Here is a 24,057-nt window from a genome sequence, read left to right as displayed (position 1 = left end):
TCTGTGTGAGCGATGAACTGAATGCCTTGTGAACCCGGACAGGCAAACAAAAGGCCGGCCTCCTCGCGGAAACCGGCCTTTCAGGAGAATGGCTCTATCAGGAAATCGAGGATTCGAGCTCGGCTATCTCTTGGTCCAAGTCGCGCAGGATTTCCTTGCGGATTTCCGCAGAGAGCGACTTGTCCTTCGCGATGGCCTTGCGTGCGCCGCGGATTGCGCTGAGCGCGAGGCGATCCCCGGCGGTCTCGCAGACATACATCACCGTCTTGCCATTGGCCTTCACCTTGGTGGTCACAGGCTGGTCAGGATAGACGCATTTCTCGATGACTTCAGGAACGGCGGCCATGGCTTCGGCGACTGCGTGAGCCACTGCGGCTTCGGTCTCCGCCTCCAGCTGTTCCTGCCGTGCTTCAGACCATGCTTCGGCCTTTTCCCTCTTGGCTTCGGCATAGGCTACGCGGCCTTCTGCCCAGTCCTGGCGACTTTCCGCATAGGCAACGCGGGACTCGGCCCAAGCCTTGCGCCCTTCGCCATAGGCTTCGGCACTCCAGCGCTTCTCTTCACGCTTTACCTCTGCATGCAGGCGGCGTGCTTCCGCCATCGCGCGCTTGGCATCGGCCTGCGCACGTTCCACATCGGGTGCAGGCGGAGCAAGCGGGGCCATGGGCGGCGCGGGCACTTCGATATGGCCCGGAACCTCCGGTGCCTCGGGCGGGGCCGGCGGCAAGGGATACGTAAAGTCGGCGAGCGGAGCAGGCTCTACCAGAGCAACCTCGTCGACGGGTGTCATGGCCGAAACCTCGGCAAAGCAGACCGAAGCCGTAAGCGGCACGGCGAGAAATGCACTCGCCAGGGTGGCGCGGCCGGCAATGCGGCGGCGCGGTGAAATATCGGACATGTTCAAACTCCTCAAACGATGGATGATCGACTTGTCCCCCAGAACTGGACACGCCATCGGCGCGGCGAGCGCCGGTCGCGGCGTCCCCTGCGGATGGCGAGCGAAATCGGCAATGATACCGGCATAGGTTGCGCGTTCTTCCCGCGGACGGGCGGCGACGACACGAGCGTCACAGGCAGCTTCCTGGTCGCGGCGCAGCGCGCTCCAGCCCAGCCAGCCAAGCGGATTGAACCAATGGATCGCGAACAGCGGCTGGACGGCCATGTTGACTATCAGGTCCCCGCCGCGGTGATGGGCGAGTTCGTGCGCAATGGCGAGATCGCGGGATATCCTGTCTCGGCTCGCCATGAAGCCAGCAGGTAGCGCAATCACACGGTCGAGCACGCCGAACGCCATGGGCCCAGAAATCGCTGGCGTTTCGATCAGGCGTACGCTGCCGACATCGCCCACGGGCCGGGCATCGTCGAGCAAGTCACGGCGCAATTCGAAATAGAGATAGAAGCGCCGCGTCAGCATGACGGCAGCACCGACCAGCCAGATCGCCACGAGCGGCAACACGAAGTCGGTCGGGTCCGGGAAGGTCTGCGGCGCGGGTGTGCTGGCAACCATGTCCGCGAAATAGCCCGCAGGTTCTCCCGCGGCCTCATCCAGGGCGAGCGGCGCGGTTTCGAAAGAGACTTCCTCGCGCGGGGTCAGGTTCATCCAGGCAGGAAGCGTGAACGGCGGCACGAACAGGCGCGCCAGCGGAATGAACCACAGCGCGTAGGCAGCACCAGAGCCGAAATGTCTTGCTACGGGACGGCGAAGCACCATCACCATCGCGATCAGGGCGCCTGTCCACACCAGTGTGTCGAACAGGAACCATTCCCAATATTCGTGCAAGAGCTCGATCATTTCCGCATCTCCTTCAGGAGCGCCTCGATCTCTTCGAGGTCGGAATCCGTGAGCGCTTCATTTTCGGCCAGATGCGCGAATAGCGGAGCTGCGCGTCCACCGAAAAGGCGATCGACCAGCCTGCGCGATTCGCCGCCGACATAGTCGGAGCGTTCGATCAGCGGGTGGTAGAGGAATTTGCGCCCCTGCGGCTCGGTACCGATAACGCGCTTGGCGACCAGGCGACCGAGCAGGGTTTTGACCGTCGGCATGGACCAGTCGTTGTCCGCGCAGACACGTTCGCAGACTTCGGCGGCGGACAGCGGACTTTCGGTCCACAGTGCTTCCATCACCGCGTGTTCCGCCTCGCTGATCCGATCACCCGGCGATTGCTTGCGCTGAGCCATAACGTACCTCTTCCCCTCGGGATTCGTTGATTTCGTTTACGGCTGTAGACAGATTGACTACGCCTGTAAACATAAAACGATTCCCGCACCCGCATCTGGCAAAGATGGGAGGTGGCCGTAATGCAACAAAGGCTCTGCACGGGGCGCCCGACTATCGATGAACGGCAACTAAGCTCAGGATTGACGACGCACCACGCTGATGTAGCCTGCCTTGCATGCTTAAGATTTTCCTCCCCGCCCTCGCCCTGATTGCCGCACCGCTTGGCGCGCAGGAGGCGGAGCTCGCCCCTCCCCAACCTGGCGAACCCGAAACCGTCCGTGTTGTTCTCGGAACGACGGCAGGCGACATTACCCTGGAGTTGGAGACCGAGCGGGCACCGATCACGGCGGGCAATTTCCTGCGCTATGTCGATGAAGACCGCTTCGACGGTACGGTGTTCTATCGCGCGATGACGCTGGACTGGGGCGAACAGCCCAACGGGCTTATCCAGGGCGGCACGCAGTGGGACCCGGACCGGGTCCTGCCCGGCATCCCACATGAACCGACGACGGTCACCGGCCTCAGCCACACCAAGGGTGCGCTCTCCATGGCGATGGGCGAACCGGGAACGGCCAATGGAGACTTCTCGATTTTCCTTCAGGATTCGACCGGCATGGACGCCGATCCCACGTCCGCAGACCCCGTCTGGCAGAACGGCTACGCGGTGTTCGGCTATGTCGTGGAAGGGATGGACGTGGTCGCCGCAATCCATGCCATGCCGACCGACCCCGAAAAGGGAGAAGGATGGATGAAGGGCCAGATGCTGGCCGAGCCGGTCAAGATCATCGAGGCGCGCCGCTTCGTAGCCTCGAGCGAGGATTAACAGACCTCGGCGGTATTTTCCGGAATGGGGCCCGGCGGTACCCGGGCCGGGCTTGCGTAAAACGGGTCCGATTTCAGCCGGTGCCGCGTACCGTATGCCTTGCCCAAGGCCGCGAACAATCTCGGATCATATGCCGCGAGATCGGGGTGATCGAGGATTCGCTGACCGTCCACGACCACGAGCTTGTTCGAATTGAACCAGACCTGCGTGCCCTCGGCCCAATATTCCTGAATGGTCGTCGTCGCGTATTCATTCAGCCAGAGATCGTTTGCGAGAGCATTGGCGTAGGCGGCTTCGATCTCGGCAAATAACGCCGGATCGACCGCCTCGATCGCGAACAGCACATTGTGCGCCATTTCGTGGACGAAAATGGTTTCGCCGTAATAGCGTGACGTCGGCAGGCCGAGGACGTCCTCTTCCGATCCCACCGTGCGCTCTCCGCCAATGCCCCGTGCCCGCTCGTCCCAATATTGCCGGTCGGATTTCGCACCGATGCGGACATCGTAATGCTTGATCTCGCAGCGCGTCAGGCGCGGATCGTCGCGCGCAGGCTTGGTCCAGTGCGCCTTGTCGGGCAGGTCCAGCAGCGCCTCGTCTTCGGCAATAATCGCAACGCGGTAATCGTTGGCCGCAAGCCACGCAGCGAATTCGGGCCTATCCGCGAGCATCCCTTGCGCCATGTCGCGCGCGGCGAGCAGCGCCTCGTCCGATACCCGGGCCGATGACAGGATCGGGATACCGCGCACGTCGACATGTTTCTGATAGAAGGCTTCGGCGCCCACCCTCTCTGGCGGTGCTTTGGGGATCACCGCACAAGCCGCGAGGGCGAAAATCAGCGCGGGCGACATGAAACCCTTCATAGCAATCTCGCCCTCTGGTCGGGCGTTGGCAATGCACAGGCTTCGGTCTTGCCGAACCAGCGATAGCGATTGCGCGCGACGAGCCGATAGAGCGCGTCGCGAAAAGGGCGCGGGACGAAGCGGAAGATCCCGGCCAGTTGCCACATGCCGCCCATATGGCGCGCCATTTGGAAGTATCCTTCGCTCATCTCGTACGCCTGCCCTTCCGCCAGGAACAGGTAACTGTCATCCATCCTGAGGCCGTAATGCCGGTAAAGCTCGCTGCCCAGTTCGCCTTGCGCGCTGGTAAGCGCGATCGTTTCGCGCCGGTCATGCTGCATGATGAACCGCGCTCCGCCCGAACACAGGACGCAGACATTGTCGAAGACGAACAGCGGACGGCTATCGTCGAAGTCCGGGACCTGCGGATCGTCGCGATAGCTGTATGGCGGACGGGTCATTCGTCGATGCACTCGATATCGAGGCCCGCGAAAGCCGCGCGATAGTCATCGAGCGAGATCACGTCGAGGCACGGCCGTGCTCCGGGTTCGATCTGTTCGCCGCGCGCAAACTTCCGCGCGATCAGGATCGGAGGGATGATAGGGATGTTCGGTCCGTGGCCGCTACGGGCGATGATCCAGTGCCGCCTGACGGCCACCGCGCCGCTTTCGTCCACGCCCTCGATAACCATGTGAAATCCGCTTCGGCCGCGGCCGAAGACATTGAAGGGTTTCGAGAGTTTGACCAGCATATCGGCATAGCGCGAAAGGTTCGGGATCAACCGCAACCTACGCAGGGCGCCCAGAAACCATAGGCCGAAGTGCAGAGGCGCGATCTCGTGTCCGGCAAGGAAGCGGTGTTCCTGCAATCCCGGATATCTTGCCGGGAAAAGTTCAAGATCCGGCACATCGCCGGTAGCGAACCAGCGGCGTCCGAGTTCGGGATAGTCGACGGGGATAGCGCCGCGCCATCCGATCTCTTCCTGCATCCGGCCATCGCGAAGGCGCGTGAACCGCTCACCGACATAGGAGAGCACTGCAGCCACCGTCCCTGCCCCCCGATTGGCCTGTTCCGCGCCGCTGATCCCGTATTCGACGCGGCGTAATTGCGCCATCTCCTGCAGCGCTGCGTCGCAATAGGCAGCCGTCAGTGCTGGAACCGAACTGGCGCCGGAGAGGACTGTCACGCCCTTTTCCCGCGCCGCTGTATCCAGTTGTCCGATGCCGCAAACGAAAGCGCGCGCATCGGCGATGTCGCAATAATGGGCCCCGACCGCGATCGCGGCCTTCGCTACGCCATACCCCTGGCCATGATATGGGCCGACCATGTTGATCACGAGGTCCGGCGCAATATCGCCAAGCATGTGCGCGGGAGGGTCCGCGATATCGACACGGGCCCCTTGCGCCGGATTTGCAGCCTGCCAGCCAGCTGCGAACCCCTGTGCCTTTGCCAGGTTGCGTCCGCAGATGACGAGTTCGATGGCACCGTCCGCCGCCAGTTGGCGTGCGACGTAGCCACCGAAGTTGCCGTAGCCTCCGATGATTGCGACACGTAACGGCATGATCGGCTTGCGGCGGGCTTAGTAGACCCGCTTTTTCGGCTCGATATAGTCGACGTCGTCGGTCAGCGTGTATTCGTGGACCGGACGATAGTCGATCTTCACGCCGCCGCCATTGCCGCCCCAACCGTCGAACCAGGCAATGGTGTGCTTCATCCAGTTCTTGTCGTCACGCTCGGGGAAGTCTTCGTGCGCGTGGGCGCCGCGGCTTTCCTTGCGGTTTTCGGCCGAAGCGATGGTCACATTGGCCTGCGCCATAAGATTGTCGAGTTCGAGCGTTTCGATGAGGTCGCTGTTCCAGATCATCGAGCGGTCGTGGACCTTCACGTCCTCCATCCGCTTGTTGACGTCGCGGAGCAGCTCGACGCCTTCGGACAGCAGCTTGCTATCGCGGAACACGGCGGCGTGTTTCTGCATGCTCTTCTGCATGTCCGAACGCAGCACTGCGGTCGGGATGCTGCCGTCGGCATGGCGGAAGTGGTCGAGGCGCGTCAGCGCGAGATCGGCGCTGTCCTTGGGAAGTTCGTCATGGCTGACGCCGGGCTTGACGATTTCCTTCAGGCGGTGGCCGGTCGCGCGGCCGAAGACCACGAGATCGATTAGCGAGTTCGAGCCGAGGCGGTTTGCACCGTGGACCGAAACGCAGGCCGCTTCGCCCACGGCGAACAGGCCGGGGACGATCTTTTCCGGATCGCTCGGATCGCCTGCCATCACTTCGCCGTGATAGTTACAGGGGATGCCGCCCATGTTGTAATGGACCGTCGGCGTGACCGGCAGCGGCTGTTTGGTCAGGTCGACACCGGCAAAGATCTTGCCGCTTTCAGTGATGCCCGGCAGGCGCTCGCCCAGCACCTTGGGATCGATGTGATCGAGGTGCAGGTAGATGTGGTCGCCATCGGGGCCGACACCGCGACCTTCGCGCATTTCCAGCGCCATCGAACGCGAAACGACGTCGCGCGATGCAAGATCCTTGGCGCTAGGAGCATAGCGTTCCATGAAACGCTCGCCTTCGGAGTTCGTGAGATACCCGCCCTCGCCGCGCGCACCTTCGGTGATGAGCACGCCAGCACCGTAGATGCCAGTCGGGTGGAACTGGACGAACTCCATGTCCTGCAGCGGCAGGCCCGCGCGCAGAACCATGCCGCCACCGTCGCCGGTGCAGGTATGGGCCGAGGTCGCGGTGTAATAGCAGCGGCCATAACCGCCGGTTGCCAGCACGACAGCATGGCTGCGGAAACGGTGGATCGTGCCGTCGTCGAGGCACATGGCGATGACGCCGCGGCAGACCTTGCCGTTCGGGCCATCTTCCATGATCAGGTCGAGCGCGAAATACTCGATGAAGAAGTCCGCATCGTACTTCAGGCTCTGCTGGTAAAGCGCGTGCAGCATGGCGTGACCGGTACGGTCCGCCGCAGCACAAGTGCGCTGCACCGGCGGGCCTTCGCCCATGTTCTGCATGTGGCCGCCGAAGGGGCGCTGGTAAATCGTGCCGTCGTCATTGCGGCTGAAGGGCACGCCGGCGTGCTCCAGCTCGTAGACGGCCTGCGGGGCTTCGCGGACCATGTATTCGATGGCGTCCTGGTCGCCGAGCCAGTCCGAGCCCTTCACGGTATCGTACATATGCCACGACCAGTGATCGGGCGTGTTATTGCCTAGCGAAGCGGCGATGCCGCCCTGCGCTGCAACGGTGTGCGAGCGGGTCGGAAAAACCTTGGTGATGCAGGCCGTGCGCAGGCCGCTTTCCGCGCTGCCCATGGTGGCGCGCAGGCCCGAGCCACCGGCGCCGACGACGACGGTGTCATAGGTGTGGTCGATGATCGGGTAGCTGCGACCGCCGATTTCGAAAGTTTCGGTGCGGGCCATCAGGCGGCTCCTCCGAGGGCGAGGCGCGCGATCGATACGAGACCGAAGGCTGCGCCGCCGATTGTTGCAAGGTTGAGAAGGGTGAGCACGCCGAACTTGGTGCCGGCGTCGTGGACATAATCTTCGATCAGCACCTGGAGACCAAGGCGCGCATGCCAGAAAACGCTGACGATCAGCAGCGCCAGAGCGGTGGCGGGCAGCGTCTGCGAAGCCCAGCCGGTCATGGCTGCGTAGTCGTAGGAAGGCAGCATCGCCAGGCTGACCACGAGGAACAGCATGAGCACGAGATTGCCGATGGCAGTGAAGCGCTGCACCAGCCAGTGATGCGCGCCTTCATGCGACGGGCCCAGCCCGCGCACGCGTCCGATGGAAGTTCCGTTACCCATTGCGCGGCCTCACTTAAGCAGGATCACGGCCCAGAAAAGGGCGGTGAGAATGATTGCGATGACGGGCGAGAGGATCGACCACGTCTTGTTGGTGTCGAGTTCGTAACCCGCGCCGATATCGAGAACGAAGTGGCGCAGGCCGCTCATCATGTGGGTGAAGAACGCCCAGCTCAGGCCGACCAGCACGATCATGCCGACAGGCGAACCCATGATACCCGCGAAGGTGGCGTAGGCTGCCTCGCCTGCGGCCATCGAACCGAGCCACCAGAGCAATACGCCGAGACCGACGAGCGCCAGTCCGTCACCGGTGATGCGGTGCAGGATGGATACCGCCATATGCGGTCCCCATTTCCAGATCTGCAGGTGTGGTGAAAGCGGGCGGTTGGCCATGCATCTATTCCATATCGCTGAATTCGTGCCGCCTCCTTAGCGAACTGCCGGTGCATGGCAAGGCGTGCGGCCTCGACAAAAGGCGCAAATTTTCGAATAGCGTGATGCATGACATGCATCCTTCTTACCGGCTCCTCTCGCGGGATAGGCGCCGCTTCCCGTACGGCACTCGAAGCGCGCGGCGCGAAAGTGATCGGGCAATCGACCTCGGGCGAAGGCTTCGGAACCCTCGCCGCGGACTTTCGCGACCCCGATGCTCCGCATGCGCTGTGGGAAGCGGCACTCACGCAGGCGGGTGGAGAAATCGACGTCCTGGTCAACAATGCCGGGCTGTTCGACCCCAACCCGATCGAGCAGTCGGACAGTGACTGGCTAACTGGGTGGGAAGAGACCATGCGCATCAATCTCACCGCCTCCGCCCAGTTGAGCAGGCTGGCCGTGCGTCACTGGCATGAACGCGGCGCGACGGGGCGGATCGTCCATGTCGCCAGCCGCGCGGGCCATCGCGGCGATTCGCCGGCGCACTGGCACTACGCGGCGAGCAAGGGCGGCATGCTGGCTATGCACAAGACCATCGCGCGCCAGTATGCTTCCCAAGGCATCCTGAGCTTTGCCATCACACCCGGCTTCACCGACACCGCGATGGCGGGCGATTACATCGACAGCCGCGGCGGCGCCGGCCTCTTGGCCGACATCCCGCTAGGCCGCGTGGCGGAACCGGAGGAGATCGCCCGGATCGTCGAATTCCTCTCGCTGGACGCCCCGCCATCGCTTACCGGTGCTACGCTCGATGCCAATGGAGCAAGCTATGTCCGTTAAAGCGCTGGTCGCGGCCGTTCCCTTGCTTATCGGTGCCTGCGCAACGGCTCCGGTCCCGCAAGCTGCAGATGCGGACACGCCGCCCTCGCCCGCGCCAACGGCAAAGGTGGTGAACAGCCACGAAATGCAGATGGCGTTTCTCGATGCGTGCGAGCCGTGGGACGAATGGGACAAGCCCGCTCCACCGTTCCAGTTGATGGGCAACAGCTGGTATGTCGGGACCTGCGGCATATCGGCGGTGCTGATTACCGGCGATGAAGGACATATCCTGATCGACAGCGGCGTGCCCGAAGCGGCTCCGCTGGTCCTCGCGAATATCGCCTCGCTCGGCTTCGATGCGAAGGATATCCGCTATCTCCTGATGAGCCACGAGCATTTCGACCATGTCGGCGCGCATGCCGCCATCAAGGAAGCGACGGGCGCGCAAGTGGTGGCGTCGGCAAGAGCCAAGCCCGTGCTCGAAACCGGGAAAGTCGCCGCCGACGATCCGCAGGCTGCATCCGGCCATCCCGATATGACCCCGGTAAAGGTCGACCGGGTGATCGGTGATGGGGAAATGCTCGATCTCGGCACCCTGCGCATCACGGCCCATGAAACCCCCGGCCACTCGCCCGGGGCGCTCAGCTGGACGTGGTGGTCGTGCACCCTTCCGGGAGAGCCTCCGGCATGCAATCGCTTTGCTTATATCGACAGCCTGTCCGCAGTTTCGGCCGACGACTATCGCTTCACCGACCACCCTGAGATGGTTCGGGCCTTTCGCACAAGCATCGACAAGGCACGAATGCTCCAGTGCGAATATCTCGTCACGCCGCACCCTTCTGCCGGATCCATGCTCGACCTGATGAGCGGTGAATATGGCCTCTACCTGCACAAGGGTTGCGGCTTCTACGCCGAGCGACTGGGCAAGCGGCTCGACGCACGGCTGGCGAAGGAAAGCGCCGAGTGAGCGCGTGGAAACTCTCGGGAGAAGCATCGAAAGCGGTCATTCATGCGGCGTTGCTCGCGCATGGAGAGGCATGGGATTTTCCCGAGGAAATAGTGGTTTCCGGCCGCGAAATCGCGGAGGATAAGCCGGACGACTGGATTCTCGAAGTCTGGCTCGACCACAAACCGACCGCGGCTGACAAGAAGGCCGTGAAGGCGTTGTTCGCGACATCTCCGCCAAAGCTGAGCGCCGAAAAGCTTCCCGATCAGGATTGGGTCACCCTCAGCCAGCAGGGCGTCGAACCCATCCGCGCGGGCCGTTTCCACGTGCGTACGCCGGAACATGATCCCGACCCGTCCATGGTCGATTTCGTCATTCCCGCCAGCCAGGCGTTCGGCACCGGCCAGCATGAAACCACCGCTGCCTGCCTTGCCATGCTGGATTTGATGAAGCGCGAGGGCGTTACCGTTCGCAATCACGCGGATATCGGGACCGGCACCGGCCTGCTCGCCTTCGCGGCAATGCATCTGTGGCCCCACGCTCTGGCGACGGCTTCGGATATCGATGCGGTATGCACCGGTGTCGTGGAAGACAATGCGGCGTTGAACGGCGTGGCGTCGGGCAACAAGGCCGGCCGGCTGACCATGATTATTGCACCCGGCATGGACCACGAATTGCTGCAGGCTCGCGCGCCCTACGACCTGCTAATCGCCAACATCCTCGCCGGACCTCTCGTGGAACTCGCTCCGGAATTCGCTTCCTCGATCACTTCCGGTGGCAGCCTGCTCCTTGCCGGGCTTTTGCAGACGCAGGAAGCCGAAGTGCGCAGGGCCTACCGGGCACAAGGAATGAGGCTGGCACGTCGGGTGACGAACGGCGACTGGTCCATCCTTTGGCTGCGCAAGAGCCGCATCCGGTGACCTTGCGGCGCGTCTTCAAGCTGACCGGGGTCGTGCTTGCCCTACCCCTACTTGTTGTCGCCCTCTTCTTTATTTCAGCCTGGATCGGCAGTTCCGTACCACGCAATGCGGATTGGACCGAAAGCGATGACGGCATCGTCATCATGGTGGAAACCAATGGCATCCACACCGGCATCGTCATGCCTGTCGTCAGTGATGTGAAAGACTGGCGGCAGACGTTTCCGTCCGCTGGAATGACACGCTCGGACGGGCGGATGCCGACCCATGTCGCGATCGGGTGGGGCGAAAAAGAGGTTTTCCTGAATACGCCTACCTGGGGCGACCTGAGGGCAAGCACCGCGCTGCGGATTGCCTTCCAGGGAGGCGACGGTCTGATGCGGGTGGGTCATTACGCCTGGCCGCAGCCTTCCGAATATCATCGCCCCCTCGTGCTCAGGCCCGAAGAATACCGCGTGCTGGTAGCCGAAGTGGAAGCCGCCCTACCCCATGTGCCGCATGGCGAAGAACGGTTCAGCCATGACAGTTTCGAACACGGGGCGCGCAATTACGATGCGCTGGGGCGCTATACGCTGGCCAAAACCTGCAACCAGTGGGTGGGTGACACGCTGGCAAAAGCCGGGGTCAGGATGGGCCATTGGACGCCGCTGGCCGGAGGGGTGATGAAATGGATCCCCTCGCCCGCCGGGACTAGGTAGTCTCGCTCGCCATCCTGGCTTCGTGATACTCCACCACCGCGCGCGTCACCGATTGCATCATTTCGAACCGCGCCGCGTAGGAAGTTCTGGTCCGCGCAATCATCACGGCTAGCGCATACTGCCTGCCATCGGGCGCGGTAAGCACGCCGACATCGTTGTAGCCGGAATGGTCGCCATCGAAGACTTGTCCGGTGCCGGTCTTGTGCGCAATCGACCAACCCGAAGGGACGCCGCCCTTCAGGCGCTTCGGACCGCTCTTTGTGTTTTCCAGTGTCGACAAGATGAACTTGGTGGACCGGGGCGACAGCAGTTCTCCGCGCGCCAGGCGCGCCAGGGCCTGCGCCATCGCGGAAGCACTGGCCCCATCGATAGGATCGTGGAGGTAGTCCTCGAAAGCGGCGCGCCTTCGGTCGTCCGGCACCCGGTCGCGCGCGTCGTAGAAATTGCGCCCGATCGAATAACTCGGCTGCCAGTCGAGGCCTGCAATCGCACTCTGCTTGCTGCGCTCGTCGGTGCCGAATTGGACGCCTTCGATCCCCTTGCGCCGTATGAACGCGTCGACCGCCTGCGGGCCGCCGACACGGCGCAGGAGCCGGTCGTTGGCCGTGTTGTCGCTCTGCGTGAGTGCGCGCTCCATCAGGTCGCGGTAATCAGTCCGAAACACGCCGCGCGTGCGCACGATGTCACGGATCGGCTGGTAGAAAACGGTCAGGTCCTCGCGCCGGATCGCGGCCGGTTCGGAAAGATCCAGCGCACCTTCGTCTACGAGGTCGAGCGCCGTCAGGGCTACCCATAGCTTGCTGACGCTTTGCTGGGGAAACGGCCTGTCGCCGTTATAGGCCATGGTCGCGCCGCTCGCGACTTCGACCGCCGCAATGCCGACTTCGCCCGAGAAGGTGCCGCCGATTTCCCGAAGCCGGGCCTCCAGCCTCTCGTGCTGCGCGTCCAGTTCGGGTTCTGCTTCCACGACTTCCTCTGGCATGATGCGTTGCTCGAAATCCGCCGCGCTTTCTGCGGGTCCCTGCGCACAGGTGCCAAGCAGGAAGAACGCGGAAACGATCAGGAGCGATAGGGTTACGAGCGGTCGGGTCACGGTAATGCCAACAAAGGCGCGCGCATAAGTTTCCGAAAAGTCGGGATTATTCGGCGGCAGCGACGATTGCGGCCCATCCGGCCTCGTCGATCACCTCGATCCCGAGCTCGGCGGCCTTCTTGAGCTTGCTTCCCGCACCCGGTCCCGCGACAAGCAGGTCGGTCTTCGCGCTGACCGAACCGCTGGCCTTCGCGCCAAGCCGTTCCGCCTGTGCCTTGGCCTCGTCGCGGCTCATGGTCTCGAGCTTGCCCGTAAAGACGACCGTCTTGCCCGCGACCGGACTGTCGCGGGTTTCCACCTCGTAGCGCGGCGGGGTGACCTCATCGAGGATGTCTTCCCACACCGAAACATTGTGCTCTTCATGGAAGAAGTCGCCGAGCGCTTCGACCACGGCGCTCCCGATCCCGTCGATCGAGGTCAGCGATGCGGCCGCCTCCTCGTCTCCGGCCTTCGCCTTATCGGCTGCCTCTCGCAGTGCCGGAAGCTCGTGGAAATTCTTCAGCAAGTCCCGCGCGGTGACCGCGCCGACGTGGCGGATGCCCAGCCCGAAGAGCAGCCGGGCCGCATCGGGTTCGCGCCGCGTCTCGATGCTGGCGAGGAGGTTCTCGACCGATTTTTCCTTCCAGCCTTCGAGTGCGAGAATTTCCTCGCGTCGCTGCTTAAGCCGAAAGATGTCCGCCGGACTTTCCAGCCAGCCGAGCGCGAAGAACTGGTCGATGGTCTTCTCGCCCAGTCCGTCGATATCGAGCGCGCCGCGGCTGACGAAATGCTTGAGCCTCTCGGTGCGCTGTGCAGGGCAGATCAGTCCACCCGTGCAACGCACGTCTACCTCCCCTTCCTCGGCCACGGCTTCGCTGCCGCATTCGGGGCAATGGTCGGGAAAGACGAAGGGTTCGCGCTTCGCGTCGCGCGTCAGGTTGTCGACGACCTGCGGGATGACGTCGCCTGCGCGCTGGATGACGATCCGGTCGCCGGGGCGCACGCCGAGCCGCTCGATCTCGTCGCGGTTGTGGAGCGTGACGTTAGTCACGGTGACGCCGCCTACCAGCACCGGCGCAAGCCTGCCGACAGGCGTCAGCTTGCCCGTCCGACCGACTTGGATATCGATCGCCTCCAGAGTCGTCTCGGCGCGTTCGGCGGGGAACTTGTGCGCGAGCGCCCAGCGCGGAGCCTTGGCCACGAAGCCAAGCCGCTGCTGGTAGTCGAGCCGGTCGACCTTGTAGACGACCCCGTCGATTTCATACGGCAGGTCCGGTCGCGCCTTGCCGATGGCGGCATAATGCGAAAGCAGGCCATCGAGGCTTTCGACCCGGGTGAACAACGGCGAGATCGGAAAGCCCCACTCGCGCAAGGTGTCGACCACCTCGGATTGCGTATCGCCCGGCACCTCAGATGCCGCACCCCAGCCATGCGCCCAGAACCGCAAGGGACGCTGCGCGGTGACGCTCGCATCCTTCTGCCGCAGCGATCCCGCCGCAGCATTTCGCGGGTTCGCGAATAGCTTTCCGCCTGCCTCTTGCTGCGCAGCATTGAGCGCAGCAAAAGCCTGTTTCTCCATGTAGACTTCGCCGCGAACCTCGAAAACTTCGGGCGCATTGCTGCGCAGCATTTTCGGGATATCCGCGATGTGCTGCACATTGGCAGTCACGTCCTCGCCGACCTGACCGTCACCGCGCGTAGCGGCCACGACCAAGGCGCCGTTCTCGTAGCGGAGCGAGCAGGACAGGCCATCGATCTTGTCTTCGGCCGTGAAGGCCAGCGGTGCATCGTCATCAAGCGAAAGGAAGCGTCGCACGCGTGCCACCCACTCCCCGATCTCTTCATCGGAGAATCCGTTGTCGAGGCTCATCATGCGGACCTCGTGCGTCACCTTCGATAGCGGCGACGCTGCGATCGCATGGCCGACCTTTCGCGACGGCGAATCGTCGCGGACCAAGTGCGGGAATGCCTCCTCCAATGCGGCATTGCGGCGCACCAGCGCATCATACTCCGGATCGGTGATCTCGGGCGAATCCTCGGCATGATAGAGGCGGTCGTGGTGCGCGATCTGTCTCGCGAGGCGCATCAGCTCGTTGGCGGCGTCTGCCTCGGTCATGTCCACAGGTGCGGTTTGCTCGATTCCCATATCCTGCGCTATGCCCCAGCACAGGCACGGGGAAAAGTGCTGCATGGTCGCATCACCAATTTGGGGGAAATGGGATGATCGACCGCCTTCTCAAAGCTGCAATAACCGCCAGCGTCGCCTTGATGGCGCTGCTTTATGTCGCGCACAACATCGCCAACGTACCGCAGGCCTTCGACTTCTTCGTCTACACGACGAGCCATGCGGACCAGCAGGCCTACCCTGTCACTCTGTTCCCTGTTCCGCCGAAATTCCTGATCGCAATCGGCATGGTGCTGGTGTTTTCGCTGGAACTGATCGCCGGGTTTGGCGGCCTCTACGGTGCCTGGAAACTCTTTTCGCTTCGCAATGCCTCGAGCGCGGAATTCGATGCAGGCAAGAGATGGGCGAAGATCGCGATGGGCGCGGCTGTCATCAATTGGTGGGGACTGTTCCAGGGCGTCGCGGTTGCCGGATACCAGCTATGGCAGATGCCCCTTGGAGAAGGACCTTTCTACGGATCCTTCTTCTTCGGTGCGATGGCTATGATGACACTCATCTATCTCGGCCAGAGCGAGCAAAAGGCGTAATTTAGGAAATTACGCCATTGCCGGTGCGTTCGACGGTCCAGCTGCCGTCGACGCGCCGGATGCGGTATTCCCACGCCTGTGCGCCGAGATTGGCCGTGATCCAGCCGCCCCAAGCCGTGCACTCGTCTTTCGCTCCGCAAACGGTCCTACGCACCGAATAGATGACGGCCCGCTCACCGGTGATGGCGTCGACGACCAGCGCATCGTCTTTCCAGACGCAGCGGTCGAACGGCGCGAGTTCAGGGTAGTTCTGGATCAGTGCGACCTCGATCTCGTCGGGAAGCGCCTGCGATGCCTGGTTTCCCGGCGTAATGGTCGCACAAGTTGTAGCATAGCGATCCGGATTGGCGAATTGCTCGTCCAGCAGGTGCGTCAGCAGCGCCATTTGCGGTGTGTCGGGCAGTTCTGCCCGGGCCGCCGGAAAGTCCTGTCCATCACGGCCGCCGGCGGTGGTTATGATAGTAAGCTCTTCCCGCTCGATCCGCCATTCGCCACCTTCGAAAGTCATTCGATAGTAGCTCCAGCCGTGCTGGCCGTTCGCATAATAGCCCGCCCATGCAAGGCAGGCCGTGGGCGTGTCACAGACCAATTCGTGCACGTCGAAAATTGCTGCTGCCTGTCCGGTATCGCTTGCCACGATATCCAGTCCCTCCCGCTCGCAGCGCGATAGGGGCGAAAGGCCCGGAAAGCGCGCGATAAGTTTGAGCTCCACATCGGGATCGAGCGTGCGAGCCTGTGACGCCGCGTCATGCGGATCGACATTTGCAGCTGCCGCGCACACGACGGGATAGGGGCGTTTCGATTGCGCGAAATAATTGCCCAGCCGGTATTCCAGCAGCGCGAGCCGGGGCGTCTGGATGTTTTCGTAATAGCCGGTCGCGAACGCGCCTTTTGGGGGCTCATAGCGGGGGAGGTAGGCAGAGCAGGCAGTGCAGCTCAAGGCCAGGAAAACGGCGATCAGTGCGCGCATGGAACCTCCGATGGATTTCATGGCTCTAACGCACTACTTAACCATCGGTTTCTGAAACTACCTCAAAGGCTTAGGCAGAGCGCCACCAGAAGGGCCAGTCCTCCGACTATGGCCACTTTGCCTGCCCTGACCGATCCAAACCGATAGAAGGAGACGACGCTTCCGATCCCGCCAGAGAAAAGGACAACGACAGCACTTGTCAGAAAATATCGGCCCTTGTCGAAATCTGGAAAGTAGGTGTTGTTGACCGCATATCCCATCCACACCATGCCCAACGACCAAAGCAGGATAAAGAAGCCGACGGCAACGCGTGCCGACCTGATGTGAAGCAGGCTTCTCGCTCTATTGGTCACACACTCTCCAACAACCTGTCCGCCTGCGCCCGCGCCTCAGGCGTAATTTCAGCGCCGGAAAGCATTCGGGCTATCTCTTCCTGCCGGCCTGCTTCGTCGAGCTTGGTCACGCTGGTCTTGGTGACCGTGCCTTCGGAGCTCTTGGCGATCATGTAATGCATGCCGCCGCGCGCCGCGACCTGCGGGGAATGCGTTACGGCCAGCAGCTGTCCGTCGCTTGCCAGACGTGCGAGACGTTCTCCGATCGCGCTTGCCACCGCGCCGCCCACGCCGCGGTCGATCTCGTCGAAAATCACTGTCGCCGCCCCGCCCTGTTCGGCGAGCGCGACCTTGAGCGAAAGGATGAAGCGCGACAGTTCGCCGCCACTGGCGATCTTGTTGAGCGGCGCGAAATCGGCACCCGGATTGGTGGCGATGAGGAATTCGACGCTGTCCATGCCGTGCGGGCCCCAGCGCTCTTCCGGGAGCGCAGCCACCGCCGTCTTGAACCGCGCGGCGTCCAGCTTGAGCGGCGCGAGTTCGCGTGCGACCGCCTCGTCCAGACGCATCGCCGCAGCGACGCGGTTGGCATGGAGCGCCTCTGCCTCTGCCGCATACCGCGCGCCAGCGGTCTTGGCCGCCTGCTCCAGCGCGTCCAGCTCGGCCTCGCCCCCTTCGATCGAGTCGAGCTGGCTGCGCATCTCGCGCATCTTTTCGGGTAGTTCGTCCACCTCGCAGCGATGCTTGCGGGCGATTGCACGCAATTCGAACAGGCGGGTTTCGGCAGCGTCGAGCGCTTGCGGGTCGTGTTCGAGCGCTTCGGCCGCAGCCTGCAGCTTGTCCTCCGCCTCGCCTGCCTCGATCACAGCGCGATCGAGCGCGGCAAGCGCTTCGGCCAGCAAAGGGTGTTCCGGCGCAATGCGGTCGAGACGACGCGCCGCAACCCGCATCGATGCAAGCGGCGAGTCAGAGCCTTCCCACAGGTGGCGCAGTTCCTCGAGGTCGTCGGACAGTTTCTCGCCCTTTTGCATCGCGGCGCGCGTTTCGGCGAGGCGAGCTTCTTCGCCTGCCTGCGGTTCGAGTGCGGTCAGTTCGGAAAGATGGGCCAGCAGCAGGTCCTGGTCGAGTTTCGCCTGTTCCAGCTTGCCGCGCGCTTCGGCCAGCTTATCCTCGGCATCGCGCCAGGTGGACCAGGCCTGCTCCACCTTCGCTGTCTCGCCGCCGGCGAAGCGGTCCAGCAAGGCGCGGTGCCCGCGCGGGTTAACGAGGCCGCGATCGTCGTGTTGGCCGTGCAGCTCGACGAGGTGCCCCGCCATTTCGCGCAGCAGGCCGACACTGACGGGCTGGTCATTGACGAACGCCTTGCTCTTGCCGTCGGCTTTCAGCTGGCGACGGATGATGAGCGGTTCGCCCTCCTCGATTTCGATATCGGCATCATCGAGCAATTCGCCGAGCGCATCCGGCAGGGATGCGAATTCGAAACTGGCGCTGACGCTGGCCTTTTCCTCGCCGCCGCGTACCAGGCCGCTATCGGCACGGTTGCCGAGCACGAGGCCCAGCGAATCCAGCAGGATCGACTTGCCGGCCCCGGTCTCGCCCGTAAGCACACCGAGGCCGCGCCCGAATTCGAGGTCGAGCGCTTCGATCAGCACGATATTGCGGATGGCCAGCCGGGTGAGCATCGGAAGAACTCCTAGCCCACCCGAAGCCCCGCGTCATCCACCCTTTGTTCCGTTAGCAACAGCTTCGGCAGGCCAGTCCTTTTCCTCGTGCCCGCGTGTCTTCCACAGCGAGTAGAGCACGCCGGCCGCGATGAGGCCAAAGGTCACCCCGAGGCTGATCCACGCGGGCATCTTGCCGCCATCCAGCAGGAAGTCCGTGACGAAGATCTTGCTTCCGATGAACACCAGCACCGCCGCCAGGGCGTATTTGAGGTAGTGGAAGCGGTGGATCATCGCCGCGAGCGCGAAATACAGTGCGCGAAGGCCAAGGATCGCGAAGATGTTCGACGTATAGACGATAAATGTGTCGGTCGTGATCGCGAAGATCGCCGGCACGCTATCGAGCGCGAAGACGAGATCGGCGAGGTTGATTACGACCAGCGCCAGGAACAGGGGCGTTGCCGCGCGCACCATGCGGCCCGTCTTTTCATCCTCGACCTTCACGAAGAAGCGCTGGGCATGCAGCTCCTTCGTCACGCGCATATGCGTGCTGATCCAGCGGATAATGGGGTTCTTGCCGACGTCCATCGCCTCGTCCCCGGCAAAGAACATCTTGATGCCGGTGACGATCAGGAAGGCTGCAAACAGGTAGAGCACCCAGTAAGCCTCTGCCAGCAGCGCCGCCCCGCCCGCGATCATCATGCCGCGCAGCACGATTACCGCCATGATGCCCCACAACAGCGCGCGGTACTGATATTTCGCAGGGATCGCGAAATAGGTGAAGATGAGGCTGATCACGAAGACGTTGTCGATCGACAGCGCCTTTTCGATGAAGAAGCCGGTGTAATATTCCATCCCTGCGGTCGGCCCGCGTTCCAGCCACACCCAGGCGCCGAACAGCAGTGCGACCCCGATATAGAATACGGAAAGCTTGAGGCTTTCGGCGATGCCGAGTTCCTTGTCCTCCTTGTGAAGCACGCCAAGGTCGAACGCGGTCAGCACGATCACGATGGCCATGAACGCCATCCAGAACCAGGTCGGCGTTCCCAGCCAGTCGGCGAAGAGAAAATCCATCACGCGATGCTTTCGCTAGCGCCTGCCTTGGGCAGTGCGCGCTTGAGGAGGAGATAGCCGGCCAGCGCCGCAATGGTCGAGCCGGACAGCACGCCGATCTTCACCGCGTCGATCTGCTCCGGCGATGCGAAGGCCAGATTGCCGATAAAGAGGCTCATCGTGAAACCGATCGCGGCAAGCAGGCTCATGGCATGGACCTGCGCCCAGTTCACCTCTTCCGGTAGGTTCGCCAGCCCCAGTTTCACGGCCGCAAATGCAAAGCCGAAGATGCCGATCTGCTTGCCGATCAGCAGGCCGAGCGCGATGCCCAGGGGCAACGGTTCGAGCAGCGCGGAAGGCGACAGGCCGAACAAGGTGACACCCGCATTGGCAAAGCCGAAAATCGGGATCACGAGGAACGCCACCCACGGGTGGAGTGCATGCTCCATCGTCTCGAGCGGCCCGTGATCGCTCTTTGTATCGAGCGGCACCGTCATTGCGGCAGCGACGCCTGCAAGCGTTGCGTGGACGCCCGATTTGAGGACGAAGGCCCACATCAGGATGGCAAGGAGAATATAGGGGATGGTGGACTGGACCTTGGCCCGTCCGATCGCCAGCATCGCGACGAACACGATCGCGGCAAGGCCGAGCATGCCGGTGTCCAGTTCGCCCGAATAGAAAAGCGCAATGATCGCAATCGCACCGATGTCGTCGATCACTGCAATGGCCAGTAGCAGCGCCTTGAGCGCGACAGGAACGCGCGAGCCGAGCAGCGAGAGGATACCGAGCGCAAACGCGATATCGGTCGCAGCCGGAATGGCCCAGCCATTGATGCTTTCAGGCGAGTTCTCATTGAGCGCCAGGAAGATGACAGCCGGGATCGCCATCCCGCCGATTGCGGCGATGAGCGGGAGCGAGGCCTTGTCCCAGCTCGACAACTGGCCTTCGAAAATCTCGCGCTTCACCTCGAGGCCGACGAGGAAGAAGAAAACGGCCATCAGGCCGTCGTTGATCCACAGGAGCAATGGCTTGTCGATGACGAAGCCGCCAACGCCGAACACCACCGGAGTCGCGAGCCCATCCTGATAGGCGGATAGCAAGGGCGAATTGGCAACCGCCAAGGCCAGCAGCGCCGCAAAGATCAGGACGATACCGCCTGCAGATTCCTTTTGCAGGAAGTCGCGCAACATGGGGGCGATGGCTTTGACCATGGTTTACTCCGGTATTTCTGGAAATGGATGGGCAGCCGCCGCCTGCACATGGGGGATGGATGTGCGGCGACGGCCCCCTTTGCTGCCGTCAGGCAGGCTTGGCGCGCTTGGCCATGCGATAGAGCGCGTCTTTCGCGCGCAATTTCATCTTCTTCAGACGAGAAATCTCCATCCCGTCGGGTGCGCGTTTGCGCAATTCGAGGCGCAAGCGCTCGTCGATCCGCTGGTGGATTTGCGTCAGTCTGTAAGTACGGGCCGTCATCGTAGTCTCCGTGATCGAGGCTTATGTCGATCGGACACCCGATGGCGCTGGGAGGCTGGGAGGGGGAGGGGAAAGGGCCTGCCAGCACGCATCGGTTGTCCGATGCGGTCCGACATCACGTGCACTTTCTCGTGCACGCCAGAGGGGCCCGGTCCGCAGTAACTAAATGCGACCGGATCGATCTGGTTTCAAGGTTTCGGAGAATTTTTTGCGCGGGATCCATAAGATCCCGATTTCAGGCAAGAAAAAAGGCGCCGCGTTTCCATGGCGCCCTTTTCGATGCCGGGATTGACCCGCTTCAGCTGGCGCTGACGCCGGCAGCGTGGTCCTGCACCAGTTCGTATGCCTTCTCGTACCATTCGTTGCCCGGATAGTTGGCACCCAGAACGGCTGCATACTTCACAGCCTCGTTGGGAATGCCGAGCGCGAGGCTGGATTCGGTGAGGCGATAAAGCGCTTCGGGAGCATGGCTGGTGGTCTGGAAGTTTTCGACCACGTTCTGGAACCGGATCTGCGCCGCGATCCATTTGCCCGAACGCTGGTAATAGCGGCCGATCTCCATTTCCTTGCCCGCGAGATGATCGCGAACCAGGTCGACCTTGAGGCGCGCGTCGGCCGCGTACTCCGACTGCGGGAAACGGCGATCGACTTCGCGCAGCGCGGTGAGAGCCTGTTCGGTCACCTTCTGATCGCGCTGGATATCGCTGATCTGCTCGTAATAGCTCAGACCGATCAGGTAATAGGCATAAGGCGCGTCCTTGTTACCCGGATGGATCGAAAGGAAGCGCTGCGCGGTCGTAATCGTCTTGTTGTAGTCCTGCGCGACGTAATAGCTGAAAGCGCTCATCAGCTGTGCACGGCGGGCCCAAGGCGAATAGGGGTGCTGACGTTCCACTTCGTCGAACAGCGCGGCGGCCAGCTTGGGCTGGTTGCGGTCGAGCCGCTCCTTCGCTTCTGCATACAGCGTTTCGACGTCGCGTGCGATGTAAGCGGTGTCTTCCGCCCCGCCCCCGCCGCGGCTTGCACAGCCGGCAGTTACAAGGGTGGCACCGACGAGGGCGCCTAGGGCGAGCTTGCGAGCGAAACGCGATTGGGTCGTCATGGTGGCGAGCCTATAACCAGCCCCCCGCTGAACGCCAAGTGAAGTTCGCGCCTAACCCACCGGATAAATGAAAAGTCAGCCGTCGCTCAGGGCGGCAGGCGCATCCCACAGCAGGTGGCGCGTATCGAGAGCCACGAGATTGTTGCTGCGGATAATCTCGCCCTTGGTGCGATAGCCGAGCAGCTGTTCGGCATCGGTTTCCGGGTTGTTGATCATCACGCGAAGCTCTTCCGAAGTGAAGTCGGACAGGCCGCGCGCACGCTCGATACCCTTGCTGTCATAGATGTGCAGGACATCGCCGCGCGTAAAATCGCCGTCTGCGGAAATCACGTCGGAGCGACGGATCGGGCGGTCACCGTTCGCAAGGCTCGAAGCGACAGCTTCGGTAACGACCAGGCTTCCGGCCATCTGCAGACGGTTGGCAATCCAGCTGTCCCAACCCGAAAGCGGATCGGGATTAGGCACCACCCGCGTGGCGCGGCCCGTGCCGTCGAGCACGCGCGAGAGCGGACGATCGACTTCGCCCTGCGCGATCCAGGTCGTGACACCGGCTTCCTGAGCCATGTTGGCGGCCTGGAGTTTTGTGGCCATGCCGCCCGTTCCAAGCGTGCTCTTGCCCTTGGTCGCGTCCATGTATTCGTTCACATCGTGGACTTCGGCCACGAACTGCGCGTCCGGATCATCGGGATTGCGGTCGTAAAGACCGTCCACGCCTGTAAGGATGACGAAATCGGTCGCGCCCACCATTTGCGCAACCTTGGCCGCGAGGCGATCGTTGTCGCCGACGCGGATTTCCTCGGTCGTGATCGTGTCGTTCTCGTTCACGATCGGCATGATGCCCGATTGCAGCAGGCGATGGACCGTATTGCGCGTGTTGAGGAAGCGACGGTGATCTTCGAAATCGCCCAGCGTCAGGAGTACCTGTGCAATGTCGAAGCCGAACTCGTGTCCGACCTGCTTGTAGGCATTGAGAAGTAGCGGCATTCCGCAGGCGGCAGCGGCCTGCTTGTCGGAGACACCGGCGCTCTCGGGAGTTTCACCGATGATGCGCAGGCCGAGCGCGACGGAACCGGAGGAGCAAACGATCACGTTCCATCCGTCTGATCGCAGGTGCGTGATATCCTCCATCAAGCGCTGAAGGAAACCATAACGGGGGGTAAGCAATTCCTGATTTGCCAGCAGCGCGGAGCCGATTTTAACAACGATGGTCTTGGATTTTGTCATAATGTAAAAGTTATTCAACCTTGAAATTTTCGGAAACCTATATAGATGGTTATGGTGCAACGCACAATAGGATTTTGAAGAAATTCCGGTGGATGAAGTGAAAAGTAATATGCTCGAACAATTATACGGCGCTGTGGAAACCTATTCAAAGTTCTTTCAAGAATTTATTACTTATACAAACGCGCCACCGGCGCAGAAACGGCAAGATACTATTATAAATACAGTCCTCATAGTCGGATGCGGAAAGATGGGATCCGCTTTGTTGGAGCAATGGTCCAAGGGACCGGAATCGATCACGGTGGTCGATCCGGGTCAGCAAAGCGTGCCCGGAGGCGCCAGGCTGGTGTCGGACCGGGCTGCGCTGGAAGGCGAACTCTTCGACTGTGTGATCGTGGCCGTGAAGCCCCAGATGATCGACGACGTGATGCCGGACTATGTCGAACACCTCGCGCCGGGCGGCTACGTGATCTCGATTGCGGCAGGCTATACGTCAGCACGCCTGTCTGCGGCGATGCATGATGCACCGGTTGTCCGCGTCATGCCCAATCTGCCCGCCGCCATCGGACGCGGCGTAAGCGGCATATTCGCCTCTCCCGAAGCGAATGAACAGCACCTCACCCACGCGCAGGAATTCATGGCCCGCGCAGGGATCACGGTCACCGTCGAAACCGAAGAACAGCTGGACCGTGTCACCGCCGTCGCTGGCTCCGGCCCGGGTTACGTGTTCGAAATCGCCCGCGCCTATGTCGAAGTGGCGATGGAGCACGGCTTTACCGAAGAACAGGCGCGCGAAATGGTGCTCGGCACCATGGGCGGCGCGATCGATATGGCCGCAGAACCCGGCGCGCTTTCGTTGGAAGAACTTCGCAACAGCGTGACCAGCAAGGGCGGGACCACCGCCGCCGGCCTCAACGCGCTCAACGGCGATGGCGGCCTTACCGAACGCCTGCGCGCCACCTTGCAGGCTTGTTACGACCGGGCGGTCGAGCTGCGCTGAACGCGCTGCCTCCCGCCTGCCACAA

General features: G+C 62.4%; 24 protein-coding genes. 7 read left to right on the top strand and 17 right to left on the bottom strand.

Annotated elements, in window-relative coordinates; genetic code table 11:
* Nucleotides 1–97 precede the first annotated feature (97 nt).
* On the bottom strand, nt 98–1,792 hold the full coding sequence (locus CVE41_RS13670; RefSeq protein ID WP_100261149.1) for a M56 family metallopeptidase: 1,695 nt from the start codon (nt 1,790–1,792) through the stop codon (nt 98–100).
* Nucleotides 1,789–2,178 (bottom strand): BlaI/MecI/CopY family transcriptional regulator, encoded by a 390-nt coding sequence (locus CVE41_RS13665; protein ID WP_100261148.1) that lies wholly within the window; start codon nt 2,176–2,178, stop codon nt 1,789–1,791. The genes CVE41_RS13670 and CVE41_RS13665 overlap by 4 nt, the downstream gene beginning before the upstream one ends.
* 215 nt (nt 2,179–2,393) lie before the next feature.
* On the opposite strand from CVE41_RS13665, the gene CVE41_RS13660 reads away from it, so the two are divergent.
* Nucleotides 2,394–3,041: a peptidylprolyl isomerase gene (locus CVE41_RS13660; RefSeq protein ID WP_100261147.1), complete on the top strand. Its 648-nt coding sequence runs from the start codon at nt 2,394–2,396 to the stop codon at nt 3,039–3,041.
* Here CVE41_RS13660 and CVE41_RS13655 read toward each other — a convergent pair.
* The 6 genes from CVE41_RS13655 to sdhC are packed head-to-tail and all read right to left on the bottom strand — an operon-like array spanning nt 3,038 to nt 8,077.
* On the bottom strand, nt 3,038–3,901 hold the full coding sequence (locus CVE41_RS13655; RefSeq protein ID WP_232725715.1) for a glycoside hydrolase: 864 nt from the start codon (nt 3,899–3,901) through the stop codon (nt 3,038–3,040). The two genes, CVE41_RS13660 and CVE41_RS13655, sit on opposite strands and share 4 nt — an antisense overlap.
* Nucleotides 3,898–4,341, bottom strand: a complete 444-nt coding sequence (locus CVE41_RS13650) for a thiol-disulfide oxidoreductase DCC family protein (protein WP_100261146.1) — start codon at nt 4,339–4,341, stop codon at nt 3,898–3,900. Before CVE41_RS13650 ends, CVE41_RS13655 begins: the two co-directional genes overlap by 4 nt.
* Entirely contained in the window at nt 4,338–5,441 is a 1,104-nt protein-coding gene (locus CVE41_RS13645; protein WP_100261145.1) for a saccharopine dehydrogenase NADP-binding domain-containing protein, read from the bottom strand. The genes CVE41_RS13650 and CVE41_RS13645 overlap by 4 nt, the downstream gene beginning before the upstream one ends.
* 18 nt (nt 5,442–5,459) lie before the next feature.
* Complete coding sequence (sdhA, locus tag CVE41_RS13640) at nt 5,460–7,301, bottom strand: succinate dehydrogenase flavoprotein subunit (RefSeq protein ID WP_090479562.1); 1,842 nt, start codon at nt 7,299–7,301, stop codon at nt 5,460–5,462.
* Nucleotides 7,301–7,687, bottom strand: coding sequence for a succinate dehydrogenase, hydrophobic membrane anchor protein (sdhD, locus tag CVE41_RS13635; RefSeq protein WP_100261144.1), 387 nt, complete (start codon nt 7,685–7,687; stop codon nt 7,301–7,303). The genes sdhA and sdhD overlap by 1 nt, the downstream gene beginning before the upstream one ends.
* Before the next feature lie 9 nt (nt 7,688–7,696).
* Nucleotides 7,697–8,077, bottom strand: a complete 381-nt coding sequence (gene sdhC, locus CVE41_RS13630; protein WP_100261143.1) for a succinate dehydrogenase, cytochrome b556 subunit — start codon at nt 8,075–8,077, stop codon at nt 7,697–7,699.
* A 108-nt stretch (nt 8,078–8,185) separates the two neighbouring features.
* On the opposite strand from sdhC, the gene CVE41_RS13625 reads away from it, so the two are divergent.
* Genes CVE41_RS13625 through CVE41_RS13610 form a run of 4 tightly spaced genes read left to right on the top strand, consistent with a single transcriptional unit; the run spans nt 8,186 to nt 11,436 of the window.
* A complete protein-coding gene (locus CVE41_RS13625) occupies nt 8,186–8,896 on the top strand; it encodes an SDR family NAD(P)-dependent oxidoreductase (RefSeq protein WP_100261142.1) in 711 nt (236 codons plus the stop codon).
* The gene (blaEAM, locus tag CVE41_RS13620) at nt 8,886–9,842 is read left to right on the top strand and encodes an EAM family subclass B3 metallo-beta-lactamase (protein ID WP_100261141.1); all 957 of its coding nucleotides are present in this window, start codon (nt 8,886–8,888) and stop codon (nt 9,840–9,842) included. Before CVE41_RS13625 ends, blaEAM begins: the two co-directional genes overlap by 11 nt.
* Nucleotides 9,839–10,741 (top strand): 50S ribosomal protein L11 methyltransferase, encoded by a 903-nt coding sequence (locus CVE41_RS13615; protein ID WP_100261140.1) that lies wholly within the window; start codon nt 9,839–9,841, stop codon nt 10,739–10,741. Before blaEAM ends, CVE41_RS13615 begins: the two co-directional genes overlap by 4 nt.
* Nucleotides 10,738–11,436, top strand: a complete 699-nt coding sequence (locus CVE41_RS13610; protein ID WP_232725714.1) for a DUF2459 domain-containing protein — start codon at nt 10,738–10,740, stop codon at nt 11,434–11,436. The genes CVE41_RS13615 and CVE41_RS13610 overlap by 4 nt, the downstream gene beginning before the upstream one ends.
* Here CVE41_RS13610 and bla read toward each other — a convergent pair.
* Nucleotides 11,429–12,529: a class A beta-lactamase gene (gene bla / locus CVE41_RS13605; protein ID WP_100261139.1), complete on the bottom strand. Its 1,101-nt coding sequence runs from the start codon at nt 12,527–12,529 to the stop codon at nt 11,429–11,431. The two genes, CVE41_RS13610 and bla, sit on opposite strands and share 8 nt — an antisense overlap.
* Nucleotides 12,530–12,575: 46 nt before the next feature.
* Entirely contained in the window at nt 12,576–14,654 is a 2,079-nt protein-coding gene (gene ligA / locus CVE41_RS13600; RefSeq protein WP_100261138.1) for an NAD-dependent DNA ligase LigA, read from the bottom strand.
* 74 nt (nt 14,655–14,728) lie between these two features.
* Here ligA and CVE41_RS13595 point away from each other — a divergent pair, with 74 nt between their 5' ends.
* On the top strand, nt 14,729–15,220 hold the full coding sequence (locus CVE41_RS13595; RefSeq protein WP_100261137.1) for a DUF2165 family protein: 492 nt from the start codon (nt 14,729–14,731) through the stop codon (nt 15,218–15,220).
* 1 nt (nt 15,221) lies between these two features.
* Here CVE41_RS13595 and CVE41_RS13590 read toward each other — a convergent pair whose 3' ends face one another.
* The 7 genes from CVE41_RS13590 to proB form a co-directional block, all read right to left on the bottom strand.
* Complete coding sequence (locus CVE41_RS13590; RefSeq protein ID WP_157799517.1) at nt 15,222–16,211, bottom strand: hypothetical protein; 990 nt, start codon at nt 16,209–16,211, stop codon at nt 15,222–15,224.
* 328 nt (nt 16,212–16,539) lie between these two features.
* Nucleotides 16,540–18,204 carry a DNA repair protein RecN gene (gene recN / locus CVE41_RS13580; protein ID WP_100261134.1) on the bottom strand — a complete coding sequence of 555 codons (1,665 nt, stop codon included), beginning with the start codon at nt 18,202–18,204 and terminating at the stop codon, nt 16,540–16,542.
* A 33-nt stretch (nt 18,205–18,237) separates the two neighbouring features.
* A complete protein-coding gene (locus CVE41_RS13575; RefSeq protein ID WP_100261133.1) occupies nt 18,238–19,257 on the bottom strand; it encodes a TerC family protein in 1,020 nt (339 codons plus the stop codon).
* A complete protein-coding gene (gene nhaA / locus CVE41_RS13570) occupies nt 19,257–20,447 on the bottom strand; it encodes a Na+/H+ antiporter NhaA (protein WP_100261132.1) in 1,191 nt (396 codons plus the stop codon). The genes CVE41_RS13575 and nhaA overlap by 1 nt, the downstream gene beginning before the upstream one ends.
* A gap of 88 nt (nt 20,448–20,535) precedes the next feature.
* A complete protein-coding gene (locus CVE41_RS13565) occupies nt 20,536–20,709 on the bottom strand; it encodes a YdcH family protein (protein ID WP_100261131.1) in 174 nt (57 codons plus the stop codon).
* Nucleotides 20,710–21,007: 298 nt separating this feature from the next.
* Complete coding sequence (locus CVE41_RS13560; RefSeq protein WP_100261130.1) at nt 21,008–21,811, bottom strand: outer membrane protein assembly factor BamD; 804 nt, start codon at nt 21,809–21,811, stop codon at nt 21,008–21,010.
* 75 nt (nt 21,812–21,886) lie between these two features.
* Entirely contained in the window at nt 21,887–23,035 is a 1,149-nt protein-coding gene (gene proB, locus CVE41_RS13555) for a glutamate 5-kinase (protein ID WP_100261129.1), read from the bottom strand.
* Between the two features lie 109 nt (nt 23,036–23,144).
* On the opposite strand from proB, the gene CVE41_RS13550 reads away from it, so the two are divergent.
* A complete protein-coding gene (locus tag CVE41_RS13550) occupies nt 23,145–24,032 on the top strand; it encodes a pyrroline-5-carboxylate reductase family protein (protein WP_100261128.1) in 888 nt (295 codons plus the stop codon).
* Nucleotides 24,033–24,057: the final 25 nt, after the last annotated feature.

Source organism: Qipengyuania seohaensis (assembly GCF_002795865.1).
GTDB lineage: Bacteria > Pseudomonadota > Alphaproteobacteria > Sphingomonadales > Sphingomonadaceae > Qipengyuania > Qipengyuania seohaensis.
This window is presented reverse-complemented; position numbering and strand designations above follow the sequence as displayed.

Excerpts from the sequence above, each read along its gene's own strand:
- CVE41_RS13670 (WP_100261149.1), bottom strand. The coding sequence starts at position 1,792 with ATGATCGAGCTCTTGCACGAATATTGGGAATGGTTCCTGTTCGACACA.
- CVE41_RS13665 (WP_100261148.1), bottom strand. The coding sequence starts at position 2,178 with ATGGCTCAGCGCAAGCAATCGCCGGGTGATCGGATCAGCGAGGCGGAA.
- CVE41_RS13660 (WP_100261147.1), top strand. The coding sequence starts at position 2,394 with ATGCTTAAGATTTTCCTCCCCGCCCTCGCCCTGATTGCCGCACCGCTT.
- CVE41_RS13655 (WP_232725715.1), bottom strand. The coding sequence starts at position 3,901 with ATGAAGGGTTTCATGTCGCCCGCGCTGATTTTCGCCCTCGCGGCTTGT.
- CVE41_RS13650 (WP_100261146.1), bottom strand. The coding sequence starts at position 4,341 with ATGACCCGTCCGCCATACAGCTATCGCGACGATCCGCAGGTCCCGGAC.
- CVE41_RS13645 (WP_100261145.1), bottom strand. The coding sequence starts at position 5,441 with ATGCCGTTACGTGTCGCAATCATCGGAGGCTACGGCAACTTCGGTGGC.
- sdhA (WP_090479562.1), bottom strand. The coding sequence starts at position 7,301 with ATGGCCCGCACCGAAACTTTCGAAATCGGCGGTCGCAGCTACCCGATC.
- sdhD (WP_100261144.1), bottom strand. The coding sequence starts at position 7,687 with ATGGGTAACGGAACTTCCATCGGACGCGTGCGCGGGCTGGGCCCGTCG.
- sdhC (WP_100261143.1), bottom strand. The coding sequence starts at position 8,077 with ATGGCCAACCGCCCGCTTTCACCACACCTGCAGATCTGGAAATGGGGA.
- CVE41_RS13625 (WP_100261142.1), top strand. The coding sequence starts at position 8,186 with ATGACATGCATCCTTCTTACCGGCTCCTCTCGCGGGATAGGCGCCGCT.
- blaEAM (WP_100261141.1), top strand. The coding sequence starts at position 8,886 with ATGTCCGTTAAAGCGCTGGTCGCGGCCGTTCCCTTGCTTATCGGTGCC.
- ligA (WP_100261138.1), bottom strand. The coding sequence starts at position 14,654 with ATGGGAATCGAGCAAACCGCACCTGTGGACATGACCGAGGCAGACGCC.
- CVE41_RS13595 (WP_100261137.1), top strand. The coding sequence starts at position 14,729 with ATGATCGACCGCCTTCTCAAAGCTGCAATAACCGCCAGCGTCGCCTTG.
- CVE41_RS13590 (WP_157799517.1), bottom strand. The coding sequence starts at position 16,211 with ATGAAATCCATCGGAGGTTCCATGCGCGCACTGATCGCCGTTTTCCTG.
- recN (WP_100261134.1), bottom strand. The coding sequence starts at position 18,204 with ATGCTCACCCGGCTGGCCATCCGCAATATCGTGCTGATCGAAGCGCTC.
- CVE41_RS13575 (WP_100261133.1), bottom strand. The coding sequence starts at position 19,257 with ATGGATTTTCTCTTCGCCGACTGGCTGGGAACGCCGACCTGGTTCTGG.
- nhaA (WP_100261132.1), bottom strand. The coding sequence starts at position 20,447 with ATGGTCAAAGCCATCGCCCCCATGTTGCGCGACTTCCTGCAAAAGGAA.
- CVE41_RS13565 (WP_100261131.1), bottom strand. The coding sequence starts at position 20,709 with ATGACGGCCCGTACTTACAGACTGACGCAAATCCACCAGCGGATCGAC.
- CVE41_RS13560 (WP_100261130.1), bottom strand. The coding sequence starts at position 21,811 with ATGACGACCCAATCGCGTTTCGCTCGCAAGCTCGCCCTAGGCGCCCTC.
- proB (WP_100261129.1), bottom strand. The coding sequence starts at position 23,035 with ATGACAAAATCCAAGACCATCGTTGTTAAAATCGGCTCCGCGCTGCTG.
- CVE41_RS13550 (WP_100261128.1), top strand. The coding sequence starts at position 23,145 with ATGCTCGAACAATTATACGGCGCTGTGGAAACCTATTCAAAGTTCTTT.